The 21,714-nt window shown below is 73.5% G+C and carries 16 protein-coding genes; 8 read left to right on the top strand and 8 right to left on the bottom strand.

All coding sequences use genetic code 11. The annotated features are described in order from the left end of the window. Position 1: 1 nt before the first annotated feature. Positions 2-532, bottom strand: coding sequence for a hypothetical protein (locus ACFQRF_RS18325; protein WP_379872335.1), 531 nt, complete (start codon positions 530-532; stop codon positions 2-4). A gap of 226 nt (positions 533-758) precedes the next feature. On the opposite strand from ACFQRF_RS18325, the gene ACFQRF_RS18320 reads away from it, so the two are divergent. Further along, complete coding sequence (locus ACFQRF_RS18320) at positions 759-2,726, top strand: acyl-CoA dehydrogenase family protein (protein WP_379872334.1); 1,968 nt, start codon at positions 759-761, stop codon at positions 2,724-2,726. Positions 2,727-2,881: 155 nt separating this feature from the next. Further along, positions 2,882-3,064, top strand: a complete 183-nt coding sequence (locus ACFQRF_RS18315; protein WP_379872333.1) for a hypothetical protein — start codon at positions 2,882-2,884, stop codon at positions 3,062-3,064. 46 nt (positions 3,065-3,110) lie between these two features. Here the strand turns inward: ACFQRF_RS18315 and ACFQRF_RS18310 are convergent, their stop codons facing one another. The 7 genes from ACFQRF_RS18310 to ACFQRF_RS18280 all read right to left on the bottom strand — a co-directional run bounded on the left by ACFQRF_RS18310 (position 3,111) and on the right by ACFQRF_RS18280 (position 16,002). Then, positions 3,111-4,217, bottom strand: coding sequence for an acetate/propionate family kinase (locus ACFQRF_RS18310; RefSeq protein ID WP_379872332.1), 1,107 nt, complete (start codon positions 4,215-4,217; stop codon positions 3,111-3,113). A gap of 34 nt (positions 4,218-4,251) precedes the next feature. Further along, a complete protein-coding gene (locus ACFQRF_RS18305) occupies positions 4,252-6,636 on the bottom strand; it encodes a phosphoketolase family protein (RefSeq protein ID WP_379872331.1) in 2,385 nt (794 codons plus the stop codon). An 83-nt stretch (positions 6,637-6,719) separates the two neighbouring features. Beyond that, the gene (locus ACFQRF_RS18300; RefSeq protein ID WP_379872330.1) at positions 6,720-8,231 is read right to left on the bottom strand and encodes a xylulokinase; all 1,512 of its coding nucleotides are present in this window, start codon (positions 8,229-8,231) and stop codon (positions 6,720-6,722) included. Between the two features lie 1,490 nt (positions 8,232-9,721). Beyond that, on the bottom strand, positions 9,722-12,649 hold the full coding sequence (locus ACFQRF_RS18295) for a type I polyketide synthase (RefSeq protein WP_379872329.1): 2,928 nt from the start codon (positions 12,647-12,649) through the stop codon (positions 9,722-9,724). Next, positions 12,646-13,344, bottom strand: coding sequence for a class I SAM-dependent methyltransferase (locus ACFQRF_RS18290; protein ID WP_379872328.1), 699 nt, complete (start codon positions 13,342-13,344; stop codon positions 12,646-12,648). Before ACFQRF_RS18290 ends, ACFQRF_RS18295 begins: the two co-directional genes overlap by 4 nt. Before the next feature lie 524 nt (positions 13,345-13,868). Next, positions 13,869-15,164 carry a styrene monooxygenase/indole monooxygenase family protein gene (locus ACFQRF_RS18285; protein ID WP_379872327.1) on the bottom strand — a complete coding sequence of 432 codons (1,296 nt, stop codon included), beginning with the start codon at positions 15,162-15,164 and terminating at the stop codon, positions 13,869-13,871. 352 nt (positions 15,165-15,516) lie between these two features. Then, complete coding sequence (locus tag ACFQRF_RS18280) at positions 15,517-16,002, bottom strand: Lrp/AsnC family transcriptional regulator (RefSeq protein ID WP_379872326.1); 486 nt, start codon at positions 16,000-16,002, stop codon at positions 15,517-15,519. Between the two features lie 211 nt (positions 16,003-16,213). Here ACFQRF_RS18280 and ACFQRF_RS18275 point away from each other — a divergent pair, with 211 nt between their 5' ends. The 6 genes from ACFQRF_RS18275 to ACFQRF_RS18250 all read left to right on the top strand — a co-directional run bounded on the left by ACFQRF_RS18275 (position 16,214) and on the right by ACFQRF_RS18250 (position 21,677). Beyond that, positions 16,214-16,570: a hypothetical protein gene (locus tag ACFQRF_RS18275; protein WP_379872325.1), complete on the top strand. Its 357-nt coding sequence runs from the start codon at positions 16,214-16,216 to the stop codon at positions 16,568-16,570. A gap of 409 nt (positions 16,571-16,979) precedes the next feature. Continuing rightward, positions 16,980-18,032 carry a thiamine pyrophosphate-dependent dehydrogenase E1 component subunit alpha gene (locus ACFQRF_RS18270; protein ID WP_379872324.1) on the top strand — a complete coding sequence of 351 codons (1,053 nt, stop codon included), beginning with the start codon at positions 16,980-16,982 and terminating at the stop codon, positions 18,030-18,032. 83 nt (positions 18,033-18,115) lie between these two features. After that, positions 18,116-19,075, top strand: a complete 960-nt coding sequence (locus tag ACFQRF_RS18265; RefSeq protein ID WP_379872392.1) for an alpha-ketoacid dehydrogenase subunit beta — start codon at positions 18,116-18,118, stop codon at positions 19,073-19,075. A 7-nt stretch (positions 19,076-19,082) separates the two neighbouring features. Continuing rightward, positions 19,083-19,424, top strand: coding sequence for a biotin/lipoyl-containing protein (locus ACFQRF_RS18260; protein ID WP_379872323.1), 342 nt, complete (start codon positions 19,083-19,085; stop codon positions 19,422-19,424). Between the two features lie 90 nt (positions 19,425-19,514). Further along, positions 19,515-20,339, top strand: a complete 825-nt coding sequence (locus ACFQRF_RS18255) for an alpha/beta fold hydrolase (RefSeq protein WP_379872322.1) — start codon at positions 19,515-19,517, stop codon at positions 20,337-20,339. A gap of 273 nt (positions 20,340-20,612) precedes the next feature. Further along, positions 20,613-21,677 (top strand): BMP family lipoprotein, encoded by a 1,065-nt coding sequence (locus ACFQRF_RS18250; RefSeq protein ID WP_379872321.1) that lies wholly within the window; start codon positions 20,613-20,615, stop codon positions 21,675-21,677. Positions 21,678-21,714: the final 37 nt, after the last annotated feature.

Here is a 21,714-nt window from a genome sequence, read left to right as displayed (position 1 = left end):
CTCAGGGGCGGCCGAGATCGGCCAGGTAGGTCTCGCCGGTGAGCGTGAGCCCGGAACGCCACAGCAGCGCCTTCTTGCCCGACTCCTCCCCCGTGGAGTCGATCACCAAGGCGCGCGCGCCCAGGAGCCGCAGCCGGCGGCGCGCCTGGGTCAGCAGCGCGCCGCCCGCCTCCCACCAGTCGTCCGGGCGGGTGACGGAGAAGTCGCGGACGCGGGCGACGACGGGAACGTCGCGGGCGGGCAGGTGGTCGGGGACCGTCCGCATGACGGTGCCGAACAGGTAGCCGCTGAGTTCGGTGCCGCGCTCGGCGACCAGGCACACCGTTCCACCGTCGACCAATCCGTGCGCGAGCCGGGCGCGGTGGAACTGCCGCGTCTCGGTGGCGAGCAGTCCCAGTCCGGGGTTGCGCTCGCTGCGTTCCCGCCACTCGCGGTGGACGAGGTCGGAGATGGCGTCCAGGTCGTCGTCGTGCACGTCCCGCACGGTCAGGTCGACCGGGCCGGGCGTCGTGGGCCGCACCGAGCTGCGCATGGCAGTCCTTCCTGTCTCGTCCGCTGATCGCAGTGCTCGAAGTTGTTCCCGGACTCAGACCGAACTACGGCGATTTGACATGACAAATCCAGCTAAGGGATACCCAGGAGCCGGCTAAGTCCCGGACGGATCACCTGGCCGCCCGCGGTGTCAGCCCGCCCCGGACGGAGCACAACCACTGGCGAAGGGCATGGCCAAGCCGACGGCACCGGCCAGGAAGGGACTCATGGTGATCACCACCGAACCGGACCGCATCGACGTCGAGGCGCTGCGCACGCTGCTCGACGGCCGCTGGGCGCACGTGCGGGACACCGCGCGCTCGACGCTGCGCGGGGAGCTGTTCGCCCCCGTCCACGGACTCGACACGGCCGCCCACCGGGAACGGGTCGGCCGCCAGATCGCGGCACTGGCGGCCACCGAGATCCCGTCCTACGGCTTCCCCGCCTCGGTCGGCGGCCGGGACGACGTCGGGGCGTCCATGGTGGCGTTCGAGATGCTGGTGTGCGACCTGTCGCTCATGGTGAAGGTCGGCGTGCAGTGGGGGTTGTTCGGCGGCGCCATTCAGTCGCTCGGCACCGAGCCGCATCGCCGTGCCTACCTGCCGCGGGTCATGTCCCTGGAACTGCCGGGCTGCTTCGCGATGACGGAGACCGGGCACGGTTCGGACGTACAGCGGCTGCGGACCACGGCCGAGTACGACCGGGCGGCCGAGGAGTTCGTCATCACCACCCCCGACGATTCCGCCCGCAAGGACTACATCGGCAACGCCGCCCGCGACGGCCGCATGGCCGTGGTGTTCGCCCAGCTGGTCACGCAGGGGGAACGGCACGGCGTGCACGCGCTGCTGGTGCCCATCCGCGACGACGCGGGCCGGCCGCTGCCCGGGGTGCGGATCGAGGACTGCGGCCACAAGGCCGGCCTGAACGGCGTCGACAACGGCCGGTTGTGGTTCGACCGGGTGCGGGTGCCGCGCACCGCGCTGCTGAACCGGTACGGCGACGTCGCCCCCGACGGGACGTACCGCAGCCCGATCGCCAACCCCAACCGGCGGTTCTTCACCATGCTCGGCACGCTGGTGCGCGGCCGGATCAGCGTCGCGGGCGGCGCGGGCAGCGCCGCGAAGGCCGCGCTGACCATCGCGGTGCGCTACGCCAACGCCCGGCGGCAGTTCGGCCGCCCGGGCGCCGACGGCGAGGTTCCGCTGCTGGACTACCGCTCACACCAGCGCCGGCTGCTCCCGGCACTGGCGACCGGCTACGCGCTGCACTTCGCGCAGGAGGAGCTGGTGTCCGCGCTGCACGACGGCTGGACCCGGGCCGCGCTCGACGAGCACCGGCAGCGGGAGCTGGAGGCGCGTGCCGCCGGCCTGAAAGCCGTGGCCACCTGGCACGCCACCCGCACCATCCAGGAGTGCCGCGAGGCGTGCGGCGGCGCCGGGTACCTCGCGGAGAACCGGCTGCCGCAGCTGCGGGCGGACACCGATGTTTTCACCACGTTCGAAGGCGACAACACCGTGCTGTTGCAGCTGGTCGCCAAGGGCCTGCTCACCAACTACCGCGAGGAGTTCGGCAGCCTCGACACGCTCGGCATGGTGCGGTTCGCCGCCGGGCAGTTCGTGGGGGTCGTCATCGAGCGCACCGCCGCGCGGGCGATCATCGACCGGCTGCTCAGCGCCGCGCCCCGGCGCGGCGAGGACGGGGACCTCTACGACCGGGCGTGGCAGTACGCGCTGCTGGAGGACCGGGAACGGCACGTCGTCGAAGGGCTGGCCCGCCGGCTGCGGCGCGCGGGCTCCGACCCGGAGGCGGCGTTCGCGGCGTTCAACGACGCCCAGGACCACGTCCTCCGGGCCGGGCGCGCGCACGTCGACCGGGTGGTGCTGGAGGCGTTCATCGCGGCGATCGACCGGTGCGTGCACCCCGGCGCGCGCTGGGCGCTGGACCGGTTGTGCGACCTGTACGTGCTCTCGCTGGTGGAGGCGGACCGCGCCTGGTTCCTGGAGCACGGCCGGCTCACGCCCGCGCGCGCCAAGGCGGTGACCGCCGCGGTCGACTCGCTGTGCCGGCGCCTGCGGCCGCACGCCGTCGGTCTCACGTCGGCCTTCGGGCTGCCCGACGAGTGGCTGGCCGCGCCCATCGCGCTCGGCGCCGAGGCCGGGCGGCAGCACGCGGCGGCGCAGGCGGACCCGGTCTGACACCGTCGTGGCCCTCGTGATTCCGGCGTCCGCTATGTGGGGGCGTGGCCGGTTTCGGCCACGCCTGGGCGATTGTCCGGCATCCCGCGCAGGTATGACCGTCACCGGGGTGATCGCCGCCCGCAGGCGATCCCGCCCGAGACGGAGGTGCGCCGGTGCTGATGGTGATCCTGATCGCGCTGGGAATCGGCGGCGCCGGGGCGATAGCGTTCGGTTACTACACCGATCGGGTGGACTCCCGATGGCCGATCGCCCTGGGGATCCTCGCGCTGCTCGTCGCGCTGGCGGGGGTGCCGATCGCGCTCATCGACACCTGGTACCGGTCGCTCTTCGGCTGACCGGCGTCCGGGGCCGTGACCGCCGCCGCGCCCGAGCGGGACCGCGTCACCGCCGCGCGTCACCCCCGCCGCCGAGCGCGTGCCGCACGTCGGCGGCGATCTGCACGTCCTCGCGCGCGGTGACCACCAGCGTCCGCACCGGGGCACCGCGGGCGCCGATCTCGGCGTCGCCGGTGGCCGCCGCGTTACGTTCGGGATCCACGGAGACGCCCAGGAACCCCAGCCCCTCGGCGGCACCGGCGCGGACCCGCGGCGCCCCCTCACCGACCCCGCCGGTGAACACCAGGGTGTCCAGGCCGCCGAGCGCCGCCGCCATCGCCGCGGTCTTCGCCCGCAACCGGTGCAGGTAGACGGCCAGGCCGAGTCGGGCCTCCTCGTCTCCCCGGTCGGCGCGGGCGGTCACCTCCCGCATGTCGGCGCTCCCGGTCAGGCCGGCCAGTCCGCTGTTGTGCTCCAGGTCGGTGTCGACCTCGCCCGGCTCCAGGTGGCCGTTGCGGAGCAGCCACAGCACCAGCCCCGGATCGACGTCACCGGAGCGGGTGGCCATCACCAGCCCCTCCAGCGGGGTGAAGCCCATGGTGGTGTCCACGGACCGGCCGCCGAGCACCGCGGCGAGGGAGGCACCGGCGCCCAGGTGGGCGACCACCAGCCGTCCGGGGTCCGCGCCGAGCAGGTGCGCCGCGCGGCGCGCGGCGTAGGCGTGCGAGATCCCGTGGAAGCCGTACCGGCGCAGGCCGAACTCCTCCCGCCACCGTCGGGGGATGGCGTACGTGGCCGCCTTGGACGGGAGGTCAGCGTGGAAGGCGGTGTCGAAGCACGCCACCTGCGGCAGTCCGGGCAGCGCCTCCTCCAGCGCGGTGATCCCGGCCAGCGCCGCCGGCTGGTGGAGCGGCGCGAGGCCGGCCAGCGCGCGCAGCCGCTCCAGCACCCGGCCGTCGACCGGCACGGGCGTGCGGAACTCCGCGCCGCCGTGCACCACGCGGTGCCCCGCCGCGTCGGGGCGGGGGAAGTCGCCGAGCGCGTCCGCCAGTTCCCCGGCGGGCACCCGGCCCGCCCGCGCCGTGAGGTCCCGCCGTTTCAGGACGGCGTCCCGCTCGTCCAGCAGCCGGAGTTTGACGCTGGCCGAGCCGGTGTTCACCACGAGGACGCGCACGTCCTCACCCCCGTCCGGTCGTCGCGCCGGTCGCTCATTGCCGCGCCGTCCAGGACCAGTCCCGCACGTCGGGAGCGTCCTCCCCGTGCTCGCGGGTGTAGGCCCGGCAGCGCAGCCGCTCGTCCACCATGTGCTGGCGCAGCGCCGCCGCGCGCACCCCCAGGTGCGGCACCCGGTCGATGACGTCCATGACCAGGTGGAAGCGGTCGAGGTCGTTGAGCATCACCATGTCGAACGGCGTCGTGGTGGTGCCCTCCTCCTTGTAGCCGCGCACGTGCAGGTTCGGGTGGCCGCGCCGGCGGTAGGTGAGCCGGTGCACCAGCCAGGGGTAGCCGTGGAAGGCGAAGATCACCGGCCGGTCGGTGGTGAAGATGGAGTCGTACTCGGTGTCCCGCAGTCCGTGCGGGTGCTCGTCGGCGGGCTGCAGCCGCATCAGGTCGACGACGTTGACCACGCGTACCCGCAGGTCCGGCAAGTGGCGGCGCAGCAGGTCGGCGGCGGCCAGCGTCTCCAGAGTGGGCACGTCGCCGGCGCAGGCCAGCACCACGTCGGGCTCGCCGCCGTCCTCCGTTCCGGCCCAGTCCCACACGCCCACGCCGCGGGTGCAGTGCGCGATCGCCTCGTCCATCGGCAGCCAGTTCGGCTCCGGGTTCTTGCCGGCCACGATCACGTTCACGTAGTCGCGGGAGCGCAGGCAATGGTCCACGGTGGAGAGCAGCGTGTTGGCGTCCGGGGGCAGGTAGACACGGATCACCTCGGCCTTCTTGTTGACGACGTGGTCGATGAACCCGGGGTCCTGGTGGCTGAATCCGTTGTGGTCCTGCCGCCAGACGTGCGAGCTGAGCAGGTAGTTCAGCGACGCGATGGGCCGCCGCCAGGGCAGCCCGCGGCTGACCTTGAGCCACTTGGCGTGCTGGTTGAACATCGAATCCACGATGTGGATGAACGCCTCGTAGCAGTTGAACAGGCCGTGCCGGCCGGTGAGCAGGTAGCCCTCCAGCCAGCCCTGGCAGAGATGCTCGCTGAGGACCTCCATCACCCGGCCGTCGGGTGCGAGGTGGTCGTCGGTGGGGAGCCGGGGGAGCTGCCAGGCGCGGTCGGCCGCGTCGATCGCGGCGTCCAGGCGGTTGGACGCCGTCTCGTCCGGCCCCATGATCCGGAAGGTGCGCGGGTTGCGGCGGATGACGTCCGCCAGGTACCGCCCGCACACGCGGGTGGCCTCCGCGGTCCCGGCGCCGGGTTCGGGGACGTCCACCGCGTAGTCCCGGAAGTCGGGGAGGTCCAGGGCCCGCAGCAGCGTCCCGCCGTTGGCGTGCGGGTTCGCGCTGATCCGGCGCGGCCCCTCCGGCACCACCGAGAGCACCTCGGGGCGCGGCGCGCCGTCGGCGTCGAAAAGTTCCTCGGGCCGGTAGCCGCGCAGCCACGCCTCCAGCTGGCGCAGGTGCTCCGGGTTCTCGCGGACCCCGCTCAGCGGAACCTGGTGGGAGCGCCAGGTGCCGGCGACCCGACGGCCGTCCACCGTCGCAGGGCCGGTCCAGCCTTTGGGGGATCGCAGCACGATCAGCGGCCACCGGACGGTGCCGGACACGCCCCCGTGCCGTGCGGCGCGCTGGATGCCGGCGATCTCGTCCAGGGCCGCATCGAGCGCGTCGGCCATCAGGCGGTGCATCTCGGCGGGCTCCTCCCCCGCGACGACGATCGGCCGGAACCCGTGGCCTTCGAGGTGGGCGACCAGGTCGGACTCGGGGATGCGGGCCAGCACCGTCGGACCGGCGATCTTGTACCCGTTGAGGTGCAGGATCGGCAGCACGGCGCCGTCGCGCACCGGGTCGGCGAAGCGGGCGGAGAGCCAGCCGGCGGCCAGCGGCCCGGTCTCGGCCTCCCCGTCGCCCACCACGGCGGCGACGACCAGGTCGGGGTTGTCGAATGCGGCGCCGTAGGCGTGCGCGAGCGAGTAGCCGAGCTCGCCGCCCTCGTGGATCGATCCGGGGGTCTCGGGCGCGGCGTGGCTGGGCACGCCGCCGGGGAAGGAGAACTGCCGGAACAGCCGGCGCATGCCGTCGGCGTCCCGGCTGACGTCGGGGTAGGTCTCGGAGTAGCCGCCGTCCAGCCACGCGCTCGCGAGCGCCGCCGGGCCGCCGTGTCCGGGGCCGATGACCCACATCAGGTCGGTGCCGCGCCGCCGTACCTGGGCCGACAGGTGCGCGTAGATGAAGTTGAGGCCGGGGGTGGTGCCCCAGTGGCCGAGCAGCCGCGGCTTGATGTGGCGGGGCTGGAGCGGTTCGCGCAGCAGCGGGTTGTCGAGCAGGTAGATCTGCCCGACGGAGAGGTAGTTCGCCGCCCGCCAGTACAGGTCGATTCCGGTCAGGTCGTGGTCGCCGAGCCGTGCCGCGGGCGTGCGGGCCTCCGTGGTGAGCACCGTGGGTCGCCTCCTCATCCTCGGACGAACGGGAGGACCCGCTACCCGAGGACCGGCGGCTCAGTCGCGAACCGGCGGGTGCGTCAGGGCTCGCGCCGTTCGTCGCGGGCGGCGGAGTCCGCGCCCAGCTCGGCGAGGTCGGCCATGACGCCGCGCAGGTCCGGGTACAGGTGGCGGTGCTGGGCGTAGGCGCGTGCGTAGCGCTCGGCGAGGACCGGATCGGGAGCGAAGACCCGGCCGCCGGCGTCCGTGGCCGGGTCGTCCGGCGGCTCCGGCTCGCCCAGCACGGTGCGGGCGTACCGGGCCGCGCCGCGCAGCCCCGCGTCGGTCTCGCTGACCCGGCGCACCGGTGTGCCGAGCGCGTTCGCGAGCAGGGCGCACCACACGTCGGAGCGGCTGCCGCCGCCGCACAGCGGCAGCACGGCGTCGGTACCGGCGCCCACGACGCGTTCCCGTAGTGCCCGCAGGACGAAGGCGACGCCCTCCAGGATCGCGACGGCGAGCTGTGCCTTGGTGGTCTGGCCGGAGACGCCGACGAACACGCCGCGGGCCCACGGGTCGGAGTGCGGGGACCGCTCGCCGTCGAGGTAGGGCAGCGCGAGCAGGCCGCGCGGGGCGGCGTGCACGCCGTGCAGTGCCCGTTCGAAGGCCGCGTGGCCGACGCCGTCGAGCAGGTGCCGACGAGCCCAGTCGGCCGCGGAGCCGGCGTTCAAGGTGGGCGCGATGAGCAGTTCGGCGGCGGGGTCGTCGGTGGCCAGCCGGTAGGCACCGGCGAGTTCGGGGTCCGCCCGGTCGTCGACGACGGCGGCCAGCCAGCCGCTGGAGCCGAGGTAGGCGTAGTCGGCGTCGCGGCGGCCGCCGGTGATGCCGAGGGTCGTGGTGAGGGCGTCGCCGGGGGCGTGCAGCACGGGCAGCCCGGTGGGGAGCCCGAGTTCGGTGGCCGCGGCGGACCGCAGCGGCCGGGCGCCGGATCGGCCGGGTCGCGGCAGCGCGGGCAGCAGGTCGGTCCGCACACCGGCGGCCCGCAACGGTTCCGGCCACCAGCGCCGCTCCGCGGCGGCGAGCAGGCCGGTGGCGGAGGCGGTCGTCAGATCGCACCGAGCGTCGCCGGTGGCCTGCCATACGAGGAAGGAGTGTGCGCCGAGCAGCACGCCGCGGGCCCGGTCGAGCGCGGCGAAGTCGTGGTCGCGCACCCAGCGGAGCTTGGCCGCGATGGCCGCGGAGTCCTGCGGATTGCGGGTGACGCGCTCCCACTCGTCGCCCAGGGCGGCGCGCAGCCGCTCGTACTCGGCGGTGGCGCGGTGGTCGCTGTACAGGATCGCCGGGCGGAGCGGCCCGTCGGCGTCGACGAGGACCAGGTCCTGCATCTGCCCGGTGATGACGAGCGCGTCCACTCGATGCGCTGCGGGGAGAACCCGCCGCGTGGCCCGGACGAGGGCGGTCCACCAGTCCGCCGGGTCCTGCTCGACCCATCCGCTGCGCGGCCGGTGGGTCGGATAGTCGGCGACCGTCCGTGCGAGCGTCCGGCCGGCGTCGTCGATGACCGCCGCCTTGACACCCGCCGTCCCGGCGTCGACCACCACGCGTTCGGCCACATCGCCTCCAGATCCCCGAAATCCCCCGAAACCCCCCGGGCACGCGCATAGTACTGGAGACACGGCAGCTCCCCACGGCCGTGCGCCGGGCCGTCCCTGCCGCACGACGGAAGCACCCGCCCCACCACCACTCCCACCACACCCGGGCGGGCCCGCCCCGACCAGCCCGGCCGCATCCGGCCGGTGCCGTCCACCCCGTCCTCCGGCGAACCGGACACGCGGTGGCACACGACGGCAAACCGCGTTTCAGTGACGAACACCTCGGTATCTCCGCCCGCAGCCGCCCCCGTCCGGCGAGCCACCGTGCCCGTCGGCGCGAACGAGCGGGGGCCGTGCGTACCGTGGCCGACCGTGCGCCGCCCCTCCCGGCGGACCACCTGTGCCGACGGACCGGGAGTCTCACGGCCCCACCCGACTTCCTGCGGCGCCTGGGAAGAGATCGCCGCCCCGAACCGGGACCTATCAGCGCGGCCACGGCCGCACACCGCTCATCCACCGGCCACCCAGCGGGGAGCCCCGGCGAACCGGGCACCGCCATCAGACCGCGCGGAGGCCGGAATCCGCGGTCGACGCCGGAGCGTGCCCGGGCTTCCGGCACCGCGCCGTTGGGGGCACGGACGGTGAACCGCGTTGCCGTGCCGAACCCCTCGATCGAACAGAGCGTCACCGGCCGACCGGCACAGCCCGCACCCCGCGCGGAACCGCGCCGCCGGGTTCGTCCACGAACCGGCGCCCGACGGCCACAGCCTTCGCCGGACGGCCACGCGGCACACCGCTCATTCGCCGGCCCGCCCCAGCGGGAAGGCACGGCGAACCCGGCCCTGCCCTCAGGCGCCATGGGCGGTGCGTTCCACAGCCGATGGCACGACGTGCCCGGCACTCGGGACGACGCCGTTCGGGGCCGCCCCACTCCTCGAACCGCACGACGGCGAATGGTGGAACCGCTCGACCAGTCCGGTCGCACCGCCCGGCGCAACCGCACGCACCCTTCACCGGCCCGTGCTGCGGCACCCCCACCGCCGGCCCGCCATGTCCGTCCACCGAGCGCCCGACGGCCACGGCGCGACTGCCCACCGATCCGGGGAAACCGGTACCCGCCGGCGCCGCGCCAGGGCACCGGCCCGCGTTCGCCGGCAGCCCAGCGGGTGGACACGGTGAACCAGGCACCGCCCTCCGACCGGCGGATCGCCCCTCCCACGGCCATTCCCAAGCCGAAGTGCGCCCGGCCTCAGGACGATGCCGTTCGGAGCCCTCCGCCTGGAAGTGCGGCGGCGCCGGGGTGGCCGCCGACTCGAACCACGGCCTGTCAGCGCGGCCACACGACCACGCCGCTCGCTTGACCGGCCGCTCAGCGGGTGGACGCGGCGAAGCGAACGCCACCGTCGACATGCGGCCGGTCCGTCCCGCCGTGGCCGCCAACGCCCGCGGGCGGCGCACATCGGTGCGCCGCCCGCTCTGGTCTCCTCTCCCAGGTCTCGGTAGGGCCGCCGTCAGTGGGCGCGGCCGACGCGTAGCCCCGTCACCGTGTCGGTCACCGTCGCCAGGTCCGTGGCGGTGTCCATGAGCACGTGCACCGGGAACGCGGCCAAAGAGGGGTGCGCGGAGCGGATCGCGTCGCGCAGGCCGATGACGGCGACCGAGGTCACGCCGAGCAGGTGGAGCGGCTCGGAGCTGTCCACGGCCTCGGCGGGGCTTCCCACCGTGTCGGCCACCAGCCGGACGAGGGCCAGCCGCACCGCGTCCGGGTCCGGGCGGTCGTCGGCGAGAACGGCGGGCAGGTCGGCCGTCTGCTCAGGGGCGTCCTCCGTGCCGCGCTGCCAGACGACGGGGAGCGCCACCGGCGCCGTGGCCGCCGCTGTGAGCCAGCGCTCGGGCGGGCGGCCGGTGGTGTGCAGTTGCGCGAGCTGGTGCAGCATCGCCTCGTGGTCGGGCTGCCCGGAGGTCGCCGCCCCGATCACGACGGCCTCCGGTCGGTCGGCCCCGGCAAGGGTCTGCACGGCGCCGCGGGACAGTGTGGACCGCGCCGCGATCTCCACCACCGCGGCGTCGGCCGGCACGGCGCTGGTCAGCGCGTCGGTGAACCGCACCTGGGCGCGCAGCTGGCGGACCCAGTAGTCGGCGTCCAGGCGGGAGCCCGCCACCGGTCCGCCCGCCACGGTGGAGTGGAAGACGGTCCCCTCCGTGTCCACCGGCGCCAGCCCCTCCAGCGCGGCGCGCAGCCGGGGCAGCAACGCCTCGACCGCCGGGGAGTGCGCCGGCACGTCGTGCGCGACCCGCCGCGCGTAGCGCCCCTGCTCCTCCAGGGAGGCGCGCAACGCCTCCAGCGGCTCCTCCGGGCCGCTGACGACGACGGTCTCCGGGCCGTTCACGGCCGCGACGACCAGGGTGCCGGCCAGCCCCTGCCCGGCGATGGCGCGTTCGGCCGCCCCGGGGGTGAGGTCGGTGACGAGCAGCCCGCCGAGCGGCGCGGTCTCGGCGAGCAGCGCGGACCGGGCCGCGACCACCCGCGCGGCGTCGGGCAGGCTCAGCGCGCCGGCCGCGTGGGCGGCGGCGACCTCGCCCAGCGAGTGTCCCAGTACGGCTGTGGGCCGGTACCCCCAGTGCCGCCACTGCGCGGTCTGGGCGAGTTGGGTCAGCCATATGGCGTGCTGGGCGGTCTCGAAGTCCGCGACCGGCTCGCCCGGCCGCCAGGGTGCGCGCCCCAGCACCGCGGCCAGCTCCGCGCGCGCCGCGTCGAACGCCTCCCGGAACGGAGCGAACCGCCGGTAGGCGTACTCGGCCATGCCGTCGTACTGCGAGCCATGGCCGGAGAACATGAACGCCAGCGGGCCGGGACGCCGGGCCGCGGTGCGCGCCGGGACGAGCGCGGGGTGCGGCCGCCGCTCCGCGAGCGCGCGCAGCGCCGCCGCGGCCTCGGCGGGCGTGGCGGCGACCACGGCCGCGCGCACCTCGGCGTGGTCGCGGCGGTGCTGCGCGGTCGCCGCCACCGACGCCAGGTTCGGCTCGGCGTCCACCACCGGCGCCCTGGCCGCGGCGGTCGCGGCCAGGCGCTCGTGGGACGCGGCGCTGACCGGGACGACGTGCGTCTCGCCGCCGGACCGGTCCTCGCCGCCGGGCGCGACGTCCGGAGCCTGCTCCAGGACGATGTGCACGTTGGCACCGCCGAATCCGAACGCGCTGACCCCGGCCACCCGTGGCCGCCCCGACCGAGGCCAGGGTTCCGGTTCGGTCACCACGCGCAGCGGCAGCCGGGACAGCGTCGGCCGCATCCGGGTGTGGTGGATGGTCGGGGGGAGCACCGAGTGGTACAGGCCGAGGGCGGTGCAGACCACCCCGACCAGCCCGGCCGCGCCCTCACCGTGGCCGAGGAGGGCCTTGACCGAGCCGATGGGCAGCGCCTCGTCCCGGTCACGGCCGAGCACCCGGGCGAGGCTGCGGCCCTCGGAGGAGTCACCGGCCTTGGTGCCGGTGCCGTGGCACTGGACGTAGTCGACCTCGGCCGGGTCGATGCCGGCGTCGGCGTAGGCGTCGCGCAGCAGGTCCTCGTGGGCGGGCGGGTTCGGCGCGTACAGCCCGGCCGGGGAGCGGCCGTCGCAGTTGGCGGCGCTGCCCCGCACGACGGAGTAGATCCGGTCGGAGTTCTCCTGGGCGTCACCGAGGCGGCGCAGCACGGTCACCACCACGGCCTCGGCGCGCACATAGCCGTCGCCGTCGGCGTCGAACGGCCGGCACAGCCCGTCGGAGGCGAGCACGCCCGCACCGTCGAAGGCCGCGGTGACGCTGGGCAGCAGGGTGATCTGGGAGCCGACGACGATCGCGGTGTCGACCTCGCCGATCTCCAGCGACTGGCGGGCCAGGTGCAGTGCGGTGGCCGAGGCCGAGCACGCGGTGTCGACCGTGATCGACGGGCCGCGCAGATTGAACTGGTAGGAGACGCGGTTGGCCAGGATGGCGTGGGAGACGCCGGAGGCCGTGACCATGGTGACCTGTTCGCCGGGGGCGAGGCCGAGCGTGGCGTGGTCGACGTTGGCGGCCCCCACCCACACACCGGTGCGGGTGCCGTCCAGCGACGACGGGGCGATCCCGGCATCGGCCAGCGCCTCCACGACGACCTCCAGGATCATGCGCTGCTGCGGATCCATCTCCGCGGCCTCGTGCGCGTTGATGCCGAAGACCTGGTGGTCGAACGCATCGATGTCCTCGATGAGCGCGGCCGTCCACGGCCGGTCGGGCTGCTGGTCCGCGTGCAGCATGCCCGACATCCGTGCCCACCGGTCCTGGGGGATGGGACCGGTCAGCGTCTCGCCCTTGTGCAGCGCCTCCCAGAGCCCGGTGGGCGTGTGCAGGCCGCCGGGCAGCCGGCAGCCGATACCGATGATCGCGGGTCGTGCGGCGGGGTCTCTGCTGGGTCGCTTCACCGGGTCACCACCCAGATCCCCACGCAGCCGTCGACCCGGAAGTCCACGTTGCCCGGCGCGAAGTGCTTCTCCAGGACGGCGCGGAGGTCGTCCGCGGAGTCGCCCGCGTTGGAGAAGGTGTTCTTCCGGCCGTTGTAGACGGCCATCAACCGGCGCGCCAGCCAGTTCTTCCGGATCCCGGTTCCCTCGGACAGGATGGTGCACCCGAAGAACCTCCCGCCGGGCTTGAGCACCCGAGCGGCCTCCGCCACCAGCGCCGCCTTGGCATGGATGCTGTTGCCGCGGAAGGTGTGCATGACCATGTGGGAGTCGACGCTGTCCACGCTGGCGTCGGCGAGCGGCCAGGGCTTGAGCGCGTCCTGTTCGTGGGTGTGGACCTCGCACCGGTCGCGCATCCGCGCCTCGGTGATGTCGAGGCAGGTGCGGTTGATGTCGAGCAGGTGCAGGGTCCGCAGCCGGGCGTCCGCGGGCACCTTGCTCAGGAAGTAACCGTTGCCGGGTCCCACCGTGACGTGGGTCTGGCCGATGTGCTCACGGTGGTTACGGTGCAGCACGCTGTTGGAGACCCGCCAGGCGAAGCGGTGGGAGAACCGGATGACGACCGGGGTATAGAGGCGCGCCAGGACGGTGCGGCTGTAGAGGGCATCGTTCTTCTCGTTGACCGTCAATTCGGCGGGGGACCAATTTTCGGGCACGGCAGAACCTCGATTTTTGAGCTGATGGAACTCGGACGGGAGAGACACTCGCTCGGGATGGCAGCCGGCGGTGGAGGCGGAGAGCGCCCGACGGGCAGCGGCGGCGGAGCCGTCGCGGCGGCAAGGCCACGACGGGCATGAGGGCGGGCCGCGGACGCGCCCCGGGACGCCGGATTTCGGACAGCACTTCGGGGTGGCGCCGCGACCAGCGACAACGACCTCATGTGAAGGTTCTCTTTCGTCGTAGAGGGGGCAGGTCTAGGAGCCGACGGGGAGAACGTCACTTCGCGCTGGGCACCGCATGGAAAAAGACGGACCAGTTTGTGGAGGAGGCCACACAACCGCCCGTCTTGTCCCACATGTCACAGATGATCATTTTACTGATGTTGCGGAAAAACCTACAGAGGGGCAATACAAAAACCCCCTTCCCGGCGGTGGATTCACCGTTGCGGGAAGGGGGCGATGGCTACCGGCGAACTACCGCCAGCGATCCGGAACCTGCGGACGAATGTTCATCCGGCGGCCTACTGCGGCGGGAGCGCACCCACCTCGGCCAGGTAGGCGCGGGACGCCGCCGGGTCGAACATCCAGCGGGCGTAGTCGGCCGGGTCGTCGAATCCACCGATCCAGCGGTCGGCCACCGCCTGGTTGGTCATCACCGCGCCCACCAGTTCACCGAAGTGCGGCGGCAGCGCGCCGCCCCAGAAGCCGTCCACCATTTCGGAGAAGACCGCGGAGTGCTGTCCGCGCTCCACCCAGAAACGCTCGAACGCGGCGCTCATGAACTTCTCGTCATAGGGCCCATGGTGTGCGGCGAAGGCGTCGGCGTAGACGTGCGCGCAGTAGGTGGAGTTGTTCCAGCCCTGCCCCGACACCGGGTCGGACGTCACCACGACGTCCGCCATTCCCAGCACCGGCTTGCCCGCCATCCACCCCACCGGGTTACGGACGCCCGGCCGGAATTGCGCCTGGATGGCCGAATTCGCGCCATTCTTCACGCCGCCCACCAGGTCCTCCACCGTCGCGCCGCTGAGACGCTCGTAGACGTCGGGGAGGTGCTGGCGCAGCAGATCCTGCATCCGCTCCAGCACCGCCGCCGCGGAGCGGCCGCGGATCCCGGTCGCGTCCAGCAGGGCGCCGGGATTCGCCAGCATCGTGATGCTGGTCGCCGGGCCCTCGTCGGTCAGCACGGGGATGAAGAAGACCTCACCGCCATCGATGGAGTACACGTCCGCACCGTTGGGGTCGGTCCACTCCACGTCGTGCAGCATGACCTGCGTCACGACCCGGTCGTGCGCGCCCGAAAACCGCGAGGGGTCCGGGTCGAAGAGGGCTCCCAGCTCCCCGGCGCCCACCGCGATGACGACGAGGTCGTACATCCCGCGGCCGACGAAGAAGTCCAGGTCGGACTCGGTGATGCCGTGAATGACCACCCGGCCGCCGTTGTCCTCGAAGTGTTCCAGCCAGTCCGCCATCTTCACCCGCCGGTCGACGCTGACGGCGTGCGCGCCGACCCGCTTGCCGAACTCCGTCCCCGCGAAGGAGCCGGAGAACTGCACCGCCGGCCCCTGGTTGGGCCGCAGGGACATGTTCACCCGCTCCATCCGCGGTGCGGAGTCCTGCCAGAGGTCGAGCTTGGCCTGCTCTTCCAGCGCCCGGGTGAACGGCATGGAGAACTGGGTGATGGACGTACGCCCGTTGCGGATCTCGGTGGACGTCTGGCCGGTGATCAGCGTGACGTCGACGCCCTGGTTGAGCAGCTGGTGGCCGAAGTACAGACCCGACTGGCCCGCACCGATGATCAGCACCTTGGGGGACATTCTCGTTCTCTCTCCCGTGAGATTGGCCGTGAGCACGGCGCATCGCGCAAGGGTTTCTCCGGCCCGTCCCGGGTGCGCCCCGGAGCGGTCCGTCCGGACCCAGGCTCCGCGCCGCCCGCCGCCGACCGTATGGCCGCGCTGGCCTGGGGAGCCGCTGCCGCACGCTGCGCACGGATGCGTCCTGCGTGATCGAAAACGCTCGAAAGCCTTGCCAGCGTTGAGGTTCCGGTAGAGCGATCCTCTCAGATCGCGCGGCCCCTCGCATGCGCACGGCCGCACAGCGGTCGGTCACCCGCGCGCGGATGGTACGGCGCGCCGCCGCTCGCGTGCCCTCCGCGCGGCCACCGCGCCGTCACTCCGCCGGGCGGACCACCGGACGGTGCACCACCTCGTCGATGACGGTGAGGGTCTCGGTGGCGGTCACGCCGGGCAGCGCCTGCAGCCGGGTGAGGATCAGGTCGCGCAACTGGTGGGTGTCGGCCACCCGCACCAGCAGGACGATGTCCGCGGAGCCGACCACGTACCAGGCGTACTCGACCTCGGGGTAGGCCGAGATGATCTCGCGGTTGGCGCGCCAGTCGGGCTGGCTGCCCGAGATCAGCACGAGGGCCGTGACTCCGAGGCCCATCCTGGTGTGGTCCGCGACCACGGAGTACCCGCGGATCACGCCCTCGTCGGTGAGCCGCCGGATCCGGTTGTAGGCGGTGGCACGGGAGACGTTGGCCAGCGCCGCGATCTCGGAGATGCCGGTACGCGCGTCCTCGGCGAGGGCGTCGATGATCGCCTGGTCCGTGGAGTCGAGCAGCCGTCCACCCCGCTGGCGCCCGCCGTTCGTCATGCCTGGCTCCCCCGTCGTCCCGGTCCGGCGTCTGAACTGGACGCCCGAGAACGGATTACCAGATGACACCGTCACACGTCCGTCTTTTTCTCGACACGCGAGACAGTCAACACGGTTCGCGGCGTGTTCCCGGGTCACCGCGCTCCGCCCGGCGGTCGGCCGCGTACGATCGGGAGATCACCGTGTCGCCCTGTGTGAGGAGGCGGTCACCGTGCCGGTCAGTCCCGCCGTGCGCGATCGGGTGCGGGGTTTCCTGCCCGTCGACGCCACGATCCGCTACCTCTTCCCCGCCTCGTGGCACGAGACGAGTCACTTCCTGATCGCGGTCACCGACACCAGTGTGGTCGTGCTCAGCACCGCGCTGTTCCGCCGCACCCGCCCGAAGCGGATCTGGCGGGTCTTCCCGCGCGAGGTCCGCCTCGGCCCCGTCGACACCCACCTCATTCCCACCTTCGAACTGGGCGGCCACCACTTCGAGGTGGATGAGGAGTACATCACGGTCATCAACGCCGCCGACGCCGAACTCGGCGACGACCGCCTGCCGCGCGACCCGTTCGCCGACCTCTGACCCCTTGACGGCTCCGCGCGGGCGCCCCCCTTGGCACCGTGTCGGATCCACCCCGCTTCATGGCTCCCAGAATTGGACGATCACGGCCGTGCGCGCGGCACTACTATCCGATCGTCTCATGTTCGTGGGCGACTCTGGCATGTCTGTCGAACATCCGGCGACAATCGTGGGCATACCGCCAGTCGCCGGAAGGGAGCGCGTCATGGTGCCGGACCCGACGCTCGCGGGGGCCCCGGATATCGCCGCCGTCTCCGATCCCACGTCCCCCCACCAACCGCCACAGGGGGCGCCACCACCCGTTCACGCGCCACGGGAGAACATGCCCCCCGTTCACGCGCCACGGGAGAACATGCCCCCCGTTCACGCGCCACGGGAGAACATGCTTCCCGTTCACGCGCCACGGGAGAACATGCCCCCCGTTCACGCGCCACGGGAGGCTTTCAACCTCGGCGGGCTGCCCACCGACCTGCTGCTGGACTGCTACCACCACATGCTCACCGCCCGGCTGCTGGACGCCGAGGCCGTCGCCCTGCAGCGTCAGGGGGTCTTCCCCGCCTACGTCTCGCTGCTCGGCCAGGAGGCCGCGCAGGTCGGCAGCGTTCTCGCGCTGGACCGCGGCACCGACTTCGTCTTCCCCACCTACCGGGAACTGGCCGCGGCGGTGGCGTTCGGCGTGGACATGGTCGGCTACCTGGCCAGCCACCGCGCGCTCTGGCACGGCGGGTACTACGACCCGATGCGCTCGCGCTTCGGCGCCGTCAACGCGGTCGTGGGCGGACCGGTCCCGCACGCGGTCGGGTGGGCGCTCGGCGAGCGGCTGCGCGGCGGGCCGGGCTGCGCGCTCGCCTACTTCGGCGACGGCGCCAGCTCCGAGGGCGACGTCCACGAGGCGATGAACATGGCGGGCGTCCTGCGCGCCCCGGTGGTGTTCTTCTGCCAGAACAACGGATGGGCGCTGTCGGTCCCCAATGACCGCCAGATCGCCGGCGGGTCGGTCGCGGCCCGCGCCGCCGGGTACGGCATGCCGGGCGTCGTCGTGGACGGCAACGACGTCGTCGCCGTGCACACCGCCACCCGCGAAGCCGTGGACCGGGCCCGGGCGGGCGGCGGCCCCACCCTGATCGAGGCCCGGACCTACCGGCTCGCCGCGCACTCGACGTCCGACGACGCCGGCCGCTACCGGGATCCGGAGGAGGAGCGGTACTGGCGCGGCCGCGACCCGCTCCCCCGGCTCGCCGAACTGCTGCGCCGGCACCACCTGGCGGGGCCGGACTTCTTCACCGCCGCCGAGCGCACCGCCCGCGAGCGGGTCGCTGCCATCCGCGACGACGTCAGCGCGGCGCCCGAGCCACCGGGCACCGACATGTTCGACCACGTGTTCCGGGAACCCACGCCTGAGCTGCTGCGGCAGCGCGCCGCGTGGTCCCGGGAGGTAGCCGACGTACAGGAGGTGCGGCCATGACCGCTCCGGCCCCCGCCGCGGCCGGCGAGCGCGGCGACCGGCCCGGGGATGCACCGGGCGGCGCGCCGCCCGGTGCCCTGACCATGCAGCAGGCGATCAACCGCGCCCTCGCCGAAACCCTGGCCGAGGACGAACGGGTCCTGGTCTTCGGTGAGGACGTCGGCCGGCTCGGCGGCGTCTTCCGGGTCACCGACGGCCTGCAACGGCGCTTCGGCGACCAGCGGGTCTTCGACACGCCGCTGGCGGAGTCCGGGATCGTCGGCCTCGCCGTCGGCCTGGCCATGAACGGCTGGCGGCCGGTCCCGGAGCTGCAGTTCGATGGGTTCGCCTACCCGGCCATCGACCAGATCGTCAACCAGGTGGCCCGCATGCACTACCGCACGCGGGGCGCCGCGCCGATGCCGATCACCCTGCGGGTGCCCAGCTTCGGCGGGATCCGGGCCCCCGAGCACCACGGCGAGAGCCTGGAGGCGCTGTTCGCGCACGTGCCGGGGCTCAAGGTGTGCGCGCCGTCGGACCCCGCCGACGCCTACCGGCTGCTCCTGCAGTCGGTGCGCGCCGACGACCCGGTGGTCTACCTGGAGCCCAAGGCCCGGTACTGGGACCGCGGCCCGTTCCCGCCCGCCGACCCGGCCCCGCCGGTGGGGACCAGCCGGGTGGCGCGTCCCGGCCGGCACGCGACCCTGGTGGCGTGGGGCGCGATGGTGCACCGGTGCCTGCAGGTGGCCCGGCTGGCCGCCGAGGACGGCGTCGAGCTGGAGGTGGTGGACCTGCGCTGGCTCAAGCCGATCGACGCCGACGGGCTGGCCGCCTCGGTCGCCCGCACCCGCCGGGCGGTCGTGGTGCACGAGGCGCCGCTGACCGCGGGACTCGGCGCCGAGGTCGCCGCCCTGATCCAGGAACGCGCCTTCCGGTCGCTCGCCGCCCCGGTGGAGCGCGTCACCGGTTTTGACGTGCCCTACCCCGCTGGGCCGCTGGAGCCGATGTACCTGCCCACCGTCGACCGCGTGCTGCTCGCCGTGCAGCGCGTTCTGGAGTTCTGAGTCCGCCATGGAGAATCCGCACGCGCACACCTTTCTGCTGCCCGACCTGGGCGAGGGCCTGGTCGAGGCCGCGGTGCTCGCCTGGCTGGTGCACCCCGGAGACGCGGTCGAGCGCAACCAGCCGCTGGTCGAGGTCGAGACCGCGAAGTCCGCGGTGGAGATCCCGTCCCCCCACGCCGGGACGGTCGCGCGGCTGCACGCGGCCGAGGGCGAGACGGTGCCGGTCGGCGCGCCGCTGGTCACCATCGCGACCGGCCCGGAACCGCCGCCCGGACCCGGGATCGTCGGGACGGTCCCCGCCGAGGAACCGCCGGCCCGCCGGGTGCGGCTGCGGCCACCGCCGGAGTAGCCCGGCCGTGCCGGGGGGCGGAAGGCCGTTGCCCGCGTCGCGCGATCCGGGAAAAGTGCTCGGTGTGAAACGTACGGGAAGGGGAACCGCATGACCTCCGGCATCTCCGCGCCGTCTTCGGACCCCGCGGCCGAGGAGCCGCTGTGGCACCGCGTGGGCGGTCCCACCCGCCCGGCGGAGACGGCGCACGGCCCCGGCCGCCCGCCCGTGCTGCTGCTGCACGGTTTCGGCTCCACCGCCGACCTGAACTGGGGGCTCACCGGCTGGCTGCGCGCGCTGCACGGCGGGGGCCTCCGCACCATCGCCCCCGACCTGCCCGGCCACGGGCGCAGCCCGCGACCGCGCTCCCCGGAGCGGTACACGCCGGGGCGCCTGGTCGAGGACGTGCTGCGCCTGCTGGACGCGCTCGCGGAGCCGCGGGTGGACGTGCTGGGCTACTCGATGGGCGCCCGGCTGGCGTGGGAGCTGGCGGCCGGCCACCCGGACCGGGTGCGGCGCGCGGTGCTCGGGGGTTTCGGTCCGGCCGCGCTGCCCGGCCGGAATCCGGCCACCGGCGGAGCGGGGGACGGCCCGTTCGACGCGGTGTTCCGCGCGGCCGCCGCACTGCCGGTCAACGACCCCGACGTGCTGGCCGCGTGCGTCCGTGGCCAGACAGCGCACCCGTTCACCGCGGATCCGCTGCCGGCCGGAGTCCCCGTGTTGTTCGCTTTCGGCGAACACGACGACCTGGCGGCCGGGGCCGAAACCCTGGCCGCACGGCTGCCCGCCGCCCGGGTGGTAAGGATCCCCGAGCGCGACCACCGCACGGCGGTGTCGGCGGCCGGCTTCAAGTCGGCGGCGCTGGAGTTCCTGTCCGCCCGCTCGCTCGCCACGGGGCGTGACCGGGCCGGCGCGACGGGAGCCGCGGACGCGTGACGCCGCGGTGGCCGGCCGGTCACGGTCGGCCACCGCGGTCCACCCCGCGCCTGGCAGGATTCGCCGTTGCGTCCCGGTGCCCACCACCAGCGAGGACGCGGAAAGCGTCTTCTCCCGGCAACCTGAAGGTAACGTCCGTTTCGCTCCGCTCTCGCCTTCATAACAACCTCTGGGGGGAGATTGGTCGGGTTTCACGGAACGGATAGGGTCCCGCTGCACGACCCGGCGATGACGCGCGTGTGCGCACCGCCGAGGGCCCAACGGGAGGAAAGCGTGAAGCGCAAGTTCGTCGCCAGATTCGCCGCCATCGCGGCGGCCGGCGCACTGAGCCTGGCCATGACGGCCTGTGACAGCAGCGGCGGAGGCGACACGGGGGAGGACGACGGCGGCTCTGCCGGGACCTCGGACATCCGTGTCGGACTCGCCTACGACATCGGCGGCCGGGGGGACCGGTCCTTCAACGACTCCGCCTACCGCGGCCTGCAGCAGGTCGAGGAGGAGCTCGGCGTCACCGATGTCCAGGACATCGAGCCCACCGAGGGCGAGTCGGACAGCGACAAGGAGAACCGCCTCACGCTGATGGCGGAGGAGGGCTACAACGTCGTCATCGGGGTCGGCTACGCCTACGCCGAGCCCATGCGGAACGTCGCGCCGAACTTCCCGGACGTCCACTTCGCGATCGTCGACGACGAGATCGACGATGTCGACAACATCACCAGCCTGGTCTTCGCCGAGGAGCAGGCGTCGTTCCTCGCCGGCGCCGCCGCGGCGCTGAAGACGGAGGAGGACCACGTCGGCTTCATCGGCGGCGTGGAGACCCCGCTGATCCACAAGTTCGAGGCGGGCTTCGTCGCCGGTGTGGCGGAGGTCGACCCCGACATCGAGGTCGAGGTGCAGTACCTGACGCAGCCGCCGGACATGGGCGGCTTCCAGGACCCCGCGCGTGGGCAGCGCGCCGCCGAGGGGCAGCTCGACGCCGGCGCCGACGTCATCTACCACGCCGCCGGCGCCTCCGGTAACGGCGTGCTGGAGGCCGTGGCCGAGCGCGAGGCCATGTTCATCGGGGTCGACAGCGACCAGTACCAGAACGCCTCGGACGAGCAGAAGCCGTACGTGGTCACCTCCGCCGTCAAGGGGGTCGACACCGCGGTGTTCGAGTTCGTGCAGTCGGTCGCCGACGGCGACGCCCAGTCCGGTGTGCAGCGCTTCGACCTGGCCAGCGGCGGTGTCGACTACACGACCAGCAACGAGGAGCAGATCGGCGACATCCAGGACCGGCTCGATGAGCTGAAGCAGCAAATCATCGACGGCGAGATCGAGGTCCCGACCGAGCCGTGACCCGTCGGGGTCCACGGCCGCGGGCCCGCCCCGGGCG

Source organism: Marinactinospora rubrisoli (assembly GCF_042664915.1).
GTDB classification, from domain to species: Bacteria; Actinomycetota; Actinomycetes; order Streptosporangiales; family Streptosporangiaceae; genus Marinitenerispora; species Marinitenerispora rubrisoli.
This window is presented reverse-complemented; position numbering and strand designations above follow the sequence as displayed.